Source organism: Candidatus Nitrotoga sp. 1052 (assembly GCF_927312905.1).
Taxonomy (GTDB): domain Bacteria; phylum Pseudomonadota; class Gammaproteobacteria; order Burkholderiales; family Gallionellaceae; genus Nitrotoga.
Map to the genome: position 1 here is coordinate 1 of NZ_CAKMHQ010000084.1, position 9,670 is coordinate 9,670.

Sequence of the window (9,670 nt, forward strand, 5' to 3'; positions counted from 1 at the left end):
AACCAAGTTCGAGACGATAGATTAACTTTTACCCACGCAAATGTCAGATGAACCAGGATTTCTTCATTAATCAGGCGCAGCTTACTGGCGACCTCGACACGGGCGGCCAACTGCTATATTTGGTTGATGACATTGAGACGTGAGCTAAGCTTGAAAAAATGGAGAATGGAGTATCCAGCGTTTCGGTAAACGCTGGATACAGAGGACGAAGATAGAACGAATACCCAAAGGAATTTACACATAGAAATTTCGGGAGCAGGCAGTGCGATTGCGTGCCTCACAACAACCGATTTTTTCATTCCGCGCCTCGATAAAAATGTCCATATGATTGGGAGCATGCGGTATTTGTTAGTAGCCGTTCCTTAGTTCAATTACAGATTGACTAGAAATAATTTAATGCAAACGATGAAAATGATGAGTGTTGTAAATAGCAACGGCATGAATGGAGTTTGAGTGCTGCTGATGATGGTGGTAGGATGCGAAATCACTGATAGAGATCATATTCAACCACTCAAGCTCAGTGGTATTAATAATACAAGTAAAATGTATTGGCAGATCGAAGGCAACAGCGAAGGTGCAGGCTAAAACCGAATCATGACGGGTTAATAGACTTAAATTACGAGGAATGAAAATGCACAACACAATTAAGGTAAATTTATTCAGGCTGTTTTTGGCAATGATTTTTTTTGCAATGAGTGCAGGTGCGCAAGCTGATTTACAAGATGCAACTGAGGCTTACGAGAAAGGTAATTACCCCGCTGCATTAAAAGAATTTCGTCGGCTTGCAGTCAGTGGCGATGCAGCTGCCCAATACAATCTGGGTTTAATGTATCACAAAGGTCAAGGTGTTCCTCAAGACTTCAATGAAGCTGCGGTCTGGTATAGATATGCAGCTAAACAGGGGCTTGCGGATGCACAAAACTCTCTAGGAGCTTTACATCAGTATGGTAAGGGTGTAACACAAAATTATTATGAAGCAGAATCTCTGTACCACAAAGCGGCCGGACAGGGGCACGCAGGGGCACAGTTTAATCTCGGGCAGATGTATCACAATGGCAAAGGTGTGCCACTGAACTACAGAGAAGCTGCGTGGTGGTATCGCAAAGCGGCAGCTCAGGGTAGCGCAATGGCGCAGTACAACCTTGGTTTGCTGTATGAAAATGGTCAAGGCGTCCCACAGGATTTCAAGGAAGCCGCATCGTGGTATTTAAAGTCAGCTAACCAAGGAAATGCAAAGGCGCAGCACAGCCTTGGGTTGATGTATGAAAGTGGCCAAGGCGTACCACAGGACTGGATTCAAGCGCACATGTGGTATAACTTGGCAGCGGGAGAAGGGTACGAAGCGGCTGAGAGAAGTAGAAAAAATATTGAGTACAAGTTGGCGACTGTGCAAATAGAACAGGCGCAGGCATTGGCACGAAAGTGGCTGGCAGAGCACTCTAAGTAATAGTTGAATATGATGGGTGTCGTGTCTTGAAATTTTGACCGCCACCTTGTAATTCAAGGAGATAAACCCCCCGCTTTGCCGGGGGACTCGCAAAGGTTTGACCTATTCCTCATAGAGTTAATCTGTAATCTCGACTAAAAGATTGACGTACCCAATAAGTAAGAGCCGCCGGCTTTGCCTGAGGTCATATCAGTTTCACATCATTTAAGTCGGTCACATGGCATCATCTTGGGACCACTATTGCTACCAATTGCACACACCATCCCCTATAAACATAACGAGAGCTGTCGTCATAAGATCGAAAAATCTCGCTATAAAGTCACGAATTTGAAGTGGCATAGCAACGCGTACAGTGATGTGATACCTGATCACGATCTGGTTTACAGAAGAGTCAATGGCCGAGTGGCGGCCAGCCAAAACTAGAGTCCGCGGTCGACCACAGCAGTATGCTGATCTTGCGATAGAGAGAGGGTAATGGCAGAGCGCCGTTGGAAATGTTACTCAGTGAGAAACCGGTTTGGAATGGAAAAAACTAAACCAAATTTAATCTGACAGACACCCTACAAATTCGGTAACTGTCAGATCAGGTCTGAGCTACTACATATTATTGTTGATGGATGATCGAATCATTTAGAATTTCATTTTTTATGGTTTGCTACCCACTCATCTGCTCGTCTCTGCGCTTCTTCAATTGCGGATGGCGCCAAGAACGCTTCCGCGATCTCAAGCCCATCTTTTGCATTCGTGTCACCCTCTACGCCAGCAATGCTGAACCATTTATATGCTTCAATAAAATCCTGTTTAACATTGTTGTCTGGAATATATATGGATCCTAAATTCAATTTAGCCACCTTGAATTGTGCCGCCACATCTCCCTGTTCTGCGGCTTTGCTCAACCAAAACATAGCTTGCTGGTAATCTCGTAAAACGCCTTCGCCATTTGCGTACATAAATCCTAAAGTATATTGTGCTTCCGCATCTCCTTGCTCTGCGGCCAGATGGAACCAAGATGCAGCCTTCTGGTAGTCCTGTGTAACACCTCGGCCTTGTTCATACATAAGTCCTAGATTATTTTGTGCTAGTACGTGCCCTTGTTCTGCGGCCTTGGTCCACCAAGACACAGCCTGCTGGTCATCTTTTGTGACGCCTTGGCCCCCTTCGCACATTAGTCCTAGATAGAATTGCGCCTCCGCGTGTCCTTGCTCTGCGATTTTCTTAAATAATTCTGCCGCTCTGGTGTAATCCTTGTTAGCGACAAACTTCATTCCTTCCTCAAAGTCTTCAGCTAAATCTGGATGTGTTAGCATTACCATACTACGCCTACCACTATTAACAGCTGCATAATTTATTTCCCTATACAACAGCGGATCAATTTTTCAAAACAAATACTTAGCCAGTTTTGAAACTGTATTATCCACCCACACGCAGCTGCATGACGCTGCCCCCACTCTTGCTAAATTTGTCTATTGTTCTTGCCGTACCTTCGCTGGCCGTCGCATCAAATTGTCCGATGTCCAATTATTTAACGGCTAACGCATTATTGTCATTATAAAACACAAAGTGCTCGTATAAGTCCTGTCATCAGCTCAAAAACTGGAGGCCGCCATCAACGAATATTTCTCAGCGCATAACGCCAGACAGAAGCCGTTTATCTGGAAAGCAAAGGCCAGCAACATCCTCGCAAGTTGACCCGCGTTCGTACCACATTGAATATGAATACTTAAAATTGACGCACTACACTAGATACCGTTAGGGGAAGTGGGCGTTCGTTCCATTCTCTCTCGATGGAAATTCGATAACCCTTTCAGACTCGCTTCATATTAGAAGAGGCTGGATTTTGCCAGCCGATTCATTTGATAGTATGATAATAAAATATAAGTAGTTCAATAGCTGTAAAAATAAGTATCGCCAGGACAAGATGCATAAGGATAAAACCGGAATGCGCATTGTATAAAAATATATGTGGATTTTTATTGGCTTAGTAACGCCGTCTTGGTAGTACACAGCAAGCTGTTGGGTAGCTTAAAAGAATTGGCGGGCCTCCCCGCATTGCAAGGTGGTGAACCTGGTCAGGTCCGGAAGGAAGCAGCCATAACCATTTACTGCAAGTGCCGGGGGCAAGGCTCGCCTCCTTATTCGAAGTTGGAGTGGCGATGAAAAAGATCTGTGTACTGATCGGTGCGATATTGTTGAATGGGAATGTGTGGGCCATAGATGGCATTTCCGCTGAGATTGGCAGTGGCGATAAAACCAATATGGCGCGTATCGGCGCCCAATGGGATTGGAAAAAGAAGTGGTTTACTGATGGCAACTGGTTGGTGACCGGCTATTGGGAAGCTTCAGCTGGACGTTGGAACGGCCAAAACAATGCGGGTAATAATCACAACATTACTGATATCGGTTTTACTCCGGTATTTCGCTTGCAACAAAAAAATCTTTCCGGCTTGGCGCCATATCTGGAAGCAGGCGTTGGAGTTCATCTGATTTCGGATATTCATATCAATGCCGACCGTAGATTTAGTACTGCTTTTCAATTCGGCGATCATCTTGGCACAGGCCTGCGTTTCGGGGATCGGAAGCAGTTCGATCTGGGCTATCGTTTTCAGCATCTATCTAATGGTTCAATTAAGCACCCAAATCCAGGCATTAATTTTAGCCAAATTCGCCTTGCCTATCATTTTTGAGACAACGTAAATTTTGTCAGTAACTTCCGTTCTAGCGCGCAAATGGCGGCCTAAGATCTTCGCACAATTAGCGGGGCAGAAGCATGTCGTGCAGGCATTGAGTAATGCGCTGACACAAAACCGTTTACATCACGCCTATTTGTTCACTGGCACGCGCGGCGTGGGCAAAACCACCATCGCTCGAATTTTTGCAAAATCCTTGAATTGTGTCAGTGGCATTACGGCCACACCGTGTGGAATTTGTAGCGCTTGCACGGAAATCGACAGTGGACGTTTTGTTGATCTCATTGAATTGGATGCGGCGTCTAATACAGGCATTGATAATATGCGCGAAGTACTGGATAACGCGCAATATCTGCCAACATTGGGACGTTACAAAGTTTATCTGATTGACGAAGTACATATGCTTTCCAAGGCAGCTTTTAACTCGATGTTAAAAACATTGGAAGAGCCGCCCGCGCACGTCAAATTTATTCTTGCCACCACTGACCCGCAAAAAATCCCCGTCACTGTGCTGTCGCGCTGTTTGCAGTTCAATCTGAAACAGTTGCCGCCCGCGCTAATCGTCTCGCACTTGGAGTATGTGCTGGGGCAGGAAGACATCACGTTTGAAATCGCTGCGCTGGCATTGCTGGCGCGTGCGGCGCAGGGCAGTATGCGCGATGCGCTAAGCCTGCTCGATCAAGCCATTGCCTATTCCGATTCCAGAATCGATGAGGCGACGGTCCGTAATATGTTAGGTGCGATTGACCAGAGTTATCTGTATGACGTGTTGCAAACGTTGCTGGCGCGAGACGGAGTCGGTTTGCTGCGTATTGCTGACGATATGCAAAGCCGCAGCTTGGCATTTGATGTTGCCTTGCAAGACTTGGCGACTCTGTTGCACCGGGTTGCTCTGGCACAGACGGTGCCGCAAGCCATCGCAGAAGATGAGCCGGAGCGAACGCGCTTACTGGAACTGGCGCAGAGTTTTAGCGCGGAGGAAATTCAGTTGTATTATCAGATTGCCATACACGGGCGTAATGAAATTGACCTCGCGCCTGATGAATATGCTGGTTTCACTATGACGTTGTTGCGCATGTTGGCATTTAGGCCAGCTGGCGCCAAGGTGGCGTTGGAACGCACAGCCGAAGTGACAGCGCCGCCGATGGCTCACGTTACCGAGATACCCGTGCCCGAGCCGAAGCAACCGCAACCTGTTCAGACTATTTCACCACCAGTCAATCCGGTTGAAACTACTCCTGTGGCTCTAGATTGGAGCACATTATTGGCGCAACTGAATGTACAAGGTATGGCGCGCGAATTGGCAAAACATTGCACGCTGGAAAATTATGTTGATGGGCGGTTAACGTTAAATTTAGCGCCACGGCACAAACATTTATTGACCAATAAAATGGCCCAGGAAAAATTGCAGGCCGCCCTTGCCGACTATTTCGTCCAGCCAGTGCGATTGGTGGTTATGTTAGGTGTGAATAACGTGGCCACCCCAGCCGCAGCCGAACAGCAAGTGAAACAGACACGTCAGCAACAGGCGGTTGAGGCTATTACGCAAGACTCATTTGTGCGAGAGGCACAGACACAACTAGGCGCGCAGATACTTGAAGAAACCATTAAGTCAATACAATAAGTTAAGGAGGATATGTACATGATGAAGGGCGGATTGGCCGGGATGATGAAACAAGCCCAGCAGATGCAACAGAACATGAAAAAGGCGCAGGACGAACTGGCTACAGTCGAAGTGGAAGGTCAAGCCGGTTCCGGCATGGTGAAAGTAGTTATGACCTGTGCGCACGATGTGCGCCGCGTGATGCTGGATAACAGCCTGTTATCAGACGATAAGGAAATGCTGGAAGATTTGATCGTGGCGGCAATGAATGATGCGATGAAACAGGTTGCTGCAGTGACCCAACAAAAAATGGGTGGTTTCACAGCGGGCATGAATTTACCACCCGGCATGAGTTTGCCATTCTGAATGTCCTAATATTTTTGGTACCTGGATGAACACGCTTTCCAGTCTGGAAGAAATGATAGCCGCCTTGCGCTGTCTGCCCGGTGTTGGACCGAAATCTGCGCAGCGTATGGCATACCACTTGTTGCAACGCGACAAACCAGGCGCATTACGGCTGGCGCGAGCGCTTGGCCATGCTGTGGAAAGCATCCATCATTGTGCCAAGTGTAATAATTTTTCCGAAGAAGAAATTTGCGCCTTATGCCGCTCGTCCAAGCGCGATGCTAGCCTGCTGTGTGTGGTGGAGATGCCGGCAGACTTGCTCATGATGGAACAGGCGCAGTGCTATCGCGGTATGTATTTTGTGCTGATGGGACGGCTTTCTCCACTGGATGGCATCGGCCCGCGTGAATTGCACCTTGAACGGCTGGTTAAGCGGGCACAGGAAAATACATGTGAAGTGATACTCGCCACTAATTTCACCGTCGAAGGTGATGCCACTGCACACTATATTACTATCTTGCTATGTGCGCAGGGCATTAAAGTGTCGCGCATCGCGCGCGGGCTGCCAGTGGGTGGCGAACTGGAACATGTGGATAGCGGTACGCTGGCACAAGCTGTGCTGGAAAGGCGAGAGGTTACGGGATGAGTGAACAGGTAAAGCAACAAGAACAACAAGGCGAGCGCTTGCAGAAGGTATTGGCGCAAGTCGGCTTGGGTTCCCGTCGTACTATGGAAGAATGGATTTCCGCTGGGCGCATAACGGTGAACGGAGAAGTAGCGACGCTGGGTATGCGTGTGACCGAGGATGATGTGGTACGTGCCGATAAGCGCATTGTTCACATTAAAACAAACAGTAGTAGTTTGCCGCGTGTATTGCTGTATCACAAGCAGGAAGGTGAGATTGTTAGTCGCGATGACCCTGAAAAGCGTGCAAATGTGTTCGACAAATTACCTAAATTGCGGGGCATGAAATGGATTGCCATTGGACGGCTCGATTTTAATACCAGTGGACTGCTGATTTTTACTACCTCTGGTGATCTGGCTAACCGTCTAATGCACCCGCGCTTTGAAGTGGAACGCGAATACGCTGTGCGCGTGCAAGGCAGCATGACCGATGAGCAGATGGAGCAGATGGTGAAGGAAGGAATCACCTTGGAGGATGGTCCGGTTAAGTTCGAGAAGCTTACCGACGAAGGAGGGGAGGGCTACAACCACTGGTATCGCCTGATGTTGAAGGAAGGGCGCAATCGCATTGTGCGTCGTACCTTCGATGCGTTAGGTTTGCCCATTAGCCGTTTAATACGTGTGCGCTTCGGCATTATTAATCTGCCGCCCCGCTTGAAGCGAGGCGCGCTGGCAGAACTTGGCGCGGGTGAGGTAAGTCAAATTCTTGACTGGGTGGGCATGGAATCGAAACCTATCACGGAGAAAGCCGCTGAAAGGACTGGAAGCAAGGCTGGAAAATTTGATAATGAAATTATGGATGCAGGGCTTAAAAACAGAAAACCAGGCACGGGCATGAGTGCCGCTCCACACGGCAAGACTGATGCACGCCGCAGCGCAACGCAGTTTAAAAATAAAGTTCGCCCCTGAAATAGACGCCAAGCTCTGATTACTCATTGCGGATATTTCAAGTTGCCAGAAAGTAACCATGCAACGGCAATTTAATCTTCAACCTTCCATTTATTTTACAATCGCATTAGTTGCTTCGCATGGCGCTGCGCTCGCGGTTCTGGCTCCATTGTCTTTGTCATTATGGGCGAGGACACTACTGGCTTTGCTTGTGTTAATCAGCCTGCTATATCACGTGTGGCAAGATGCCTGGTTATTAGCGCTATCCTCTAACAAAACGCTGCTGCTGGATGGAGACATGGTCCTGTTGGTTGCACGCAATGGGGATCAAGTGACTGCGCGGGTATTGGCCGATAGTCTGGTTACTCCCTTTATCACTGTACTGAATGTGTTGCCGCAAGGGGCGTACTTAGCGCGTAGCATCATTATCCTGCCGGACAGCCTGGATGCTGAATCTTTCCGTCAGCTTCGAGTGTGGCTCAAGTGGGAGAGTTAGTGTTTAACTCAAATTATTTATTAGCCGATTTTCACCTGAACGGGCAGCACGGGCTGATGCCCAGCGTTAGCTGATAATCCATCGAACCAAGCTCTTCGTCGTCGAGAGACGGCAATCAGCAATTTGTTTTGATTCGGATCGCGCTGCCAGAATGCATACACTGCCAACACCTGTTGGTGTAGCGTCGTTGGTGTAGACTGCATCTTGGCGCGCATGACCGCCTGCCGGAACGTACTTATCAGGTAGTAGGCCAGCGTGGCAAAACCCCAGAGCTTCTGTGGCGTAGAAAGTGTTCAGATTGAAACTGCTTAACATTTACGGGTTTTCGCGTAATCGAGTGGGTAAATTTAACATGAAAATCTCTGCCAGCCTTGTAGCATCAGGTAAAATGCACCTTGCACCTATTCCGGCAAATGGGAAGATTTTCAATGGCAGTTTCACGCAAACCAAAACGAATTCTCGACGCATACCAATTCTCCTTTTTTTGTCCTCTGGAAAAGATATACGGCATCTTTGGCGATTTCAAAGCACAGATCATCACGCTCGTTAGTCGCTTAAAAAAATGTCTGCAACGTTTGTGGCCAAACAAACTTATTCCGCATGGTACGACAAGAGGCTGCGGCGAGTTCGCGACTTCTTCAGTGGCGAAACGCGCATCTATCTGGAGATCGAAATTCGACGGGTGCTGTGCCGGCACTACGACAAAGTGAAACGGGAACGGCTCGACTTTCTGGCCAACAACCCGCTCTGTACCAAACGCTTTGCCTGGTATGTGGGCAGACGATGTCGCAGCAGCACGGTGTTGGAAATTGCCTGCGAATTGAACCTGGACTGGCGCACCGTCAAAGAACTGGACATGGAAGCAAACCTGGATTCGAGTCAGTTCGGCGGGTCACGTTAGATCGCGGGGCCGTATAGCCGATAGAGAACGTACGTTAAACAGGCCGTTGGCGACTTATCGCCTTCAGGCAGTTTCAGTTTTGGCATCCGTTATCTTCCGCTTCCGATTGTAATTCGAAAGGAAACAGGATAGTACTGACAATTTGACCTTTTGTATGGATTGGGGTAATCTGCGCGGCCTTTAGGAGAGATGGCCGAGTGGTCGAAGGTACTCCCCTGCTAAGGGAGCGTAGGGTTTATAGCCTTACCGAGGGTTCGAATCCCTCTCTCTCCGCCAATAATATGTTTTTTAGCTTACAAAGAAGTCCAATAGACTACAAAAAAGCCCTGCAAATGTAATGGTTGCGGGGCTTTTTTGTTTTTTAACGTCCAAGTTGGTTCGTTGACAGCCAGTTAAAGTCGGGAACATACTTGAAGAAGTAAATCATGATTTTATAAACCCCCATGGCACCTCCATCTGCGGGTTCATTATGAGGTGTACTGTCGCCGGAAAATTCAGGTTATCTCATACATTGACCAGTGCTGTACAATACAGAAATATTTAATTATTAAAATAAGCAAATTCTCAGTAGCAACCCAACGTTGACCGCCGAGTCGATTGTAATTGATTGAAGGAAAGA

10 protein-coding genes, 1 tRNA gene and 1 other RNA gene are annotated in these 9,670 nt (G+C 47.8%); 10 read left to right on the top strand and 2 right to left on the bottom strand.

Annotation, left to right across the window (positions count from 1 at the left end; all coding sequences use genetic code 11):
• The first annotated feature begins 631 nt into the window (after window positions 1-631).
• Window positions 632-1,447, top strand: a complete 816-nt coding sequence (locus tag MJ768_RS15205; protein ID WP_305855936.1) for a tetratricopeptide repeat protein — start codon at window positions 632-634, stop codon at window positions 1,445-1,447.
• 638 nt (window positions 1,448-2,085) lie between these two features.
• On the opposite strand, the gene MJ768_RS13950 is transcribed toward MJ768_RS15205, so the two are convergent.
• A complete protein-coding gene (locus MJ768_RS13950) occupies window positions 2,086-2,754 on the bottom strand; it encodes a tetratricopeptide repeat protein (protein WP_239292577.1) in 669 nt (222 codons plus the stop codon).
• Window positions 2,755-3,480: 726 nt separating this feature from the next.
• Between MJ768_RS13950 and ffs the strand changes: the two genes are divergently transcribed.
• The 7 genes from ffs (at window position 3,481) to MJ768_RS13985 (ending at window position 8,150) form a co-directional block, all read left to right on the top strand.
• Window positions 3,481-3,579: signal recognition particle sRNA small type (ffs, locus tag MJ768_RS13955), an RNA gene on the top strand.
• Window positions 3,580-3,600: 21 nt separating this feature from the next.
• The gene (locus tag MJ768_RS13960; protein ID WP_239292578.1) at window positions 3,601-4,131 is read left to right on the top strand and encodes an acyloxyacyl hydrolase; all 531 of its coding nucleotides are present in this window, start codon (window positions 3,601-3,603) and stop codon (window positions 4,129-4,131) included.
• Between the two features lie 13 nt (window positions 4,132-4,144).
• Complete coding sequence (dnaX, locus tag MJ768_RS13965; protein WP_239292580.1) at window positions 4,145-5,758, top strand: DNA polymerase III subunit gamma/tau; 1,614 nt, start codon at window positions 4,145-4,147, stop codon at window positions 5,756-5,758.
• A gap of 18 nt (window positions 5,759-5,776) precedes the next feature.
• Window positions 5,777-6,103, top strand: a complete 327-nt coding sequence (locus MJ768_RS13970) for a YbaB/EbfC family nucleoid-associated protein (protein ID WP_173052114.1) — start codon at window positions 5,777-5,779, stop codon at window positions 6,101-6,103.
• Window positions 6,104-6,128: 25 nt separating this feature from the next.
• Entirely contained in the window at window positions 6,129-6,728 is a 600-nt protein-coding gene (recR, locus tag MJ768_RS13975) for a recombination mediator RecR (RefSeq protein ID WP_239292582.1), read from the top strand.
• Window positions 6,725-7,675, top strand: coding sequence for a 23S rRNA pseudouridine(2605) synthase RluB (gene rluB / locus MJ768_RS13980; RefSeq protein ID WP_239292583.1), 951 nt, complete (start codon window positions 6,725-6,727; stop codon window positions 7,673-7,675). The genes recR and rluB overlap by 4 nt, the downstream gene beginning before the upstream one ends.
• A 58-nt stretch (window positions 7,676-7,733) precedes the next feature.
• Window positions 7,734-8,150 carry a protein YgfX gene (locus MJ768_RS13985; protein WP_239292584.1) on the top strand — a complete coding sequence of 139 codons (417 nt, stop codon included), beginning with the start codon at window positions 7,734-7,736 and terminating at the stop codon, window positions 8,148-8,150.
• Between the two features lie 20 nt (window positions 8,151-8,170).
• On the opposite strand, the gene MJ768_RS13990 is transcribed toward MJ768_RS13985, so the two are convergent.
• Window positions 8,171-8,365: a hypothetical protein gene (locus tag MJ768_RS13990; RefSeq protein WP_239292585.1), complete on the bottom strand. Its 195-nt coding sequence runs from the start codon at window positions 8,363-8,365 to the stop codon at window positions 8,171-8,173.
• A 347-nt stretch (window positions 8,366-8,712) separates the two neighbouring features.
• Between MJ768_RS13990 and MJ768_RS13995 the strand changes: the two genes are divergently transcribed.
• On the top strand, window positions 8,713-9,051 hold the full coding sequence (locus MJ768_RS13995; protein ID WP_239292586.1) for a hypothetical protein: 339 nt from the start codon (window positions 8,713-8,715) through the stop codon (window positions 9,049-9,051).
• 183 nt (window positions 9,052-9,234) lie between these two features.
• A tRNA-Ser gene (locus MJ768_RS14000) sits at window positions 9,235-9,327 on the top strand.
• Window positions 9,328-9,670 lie beyond the last annotated feature (343 nt).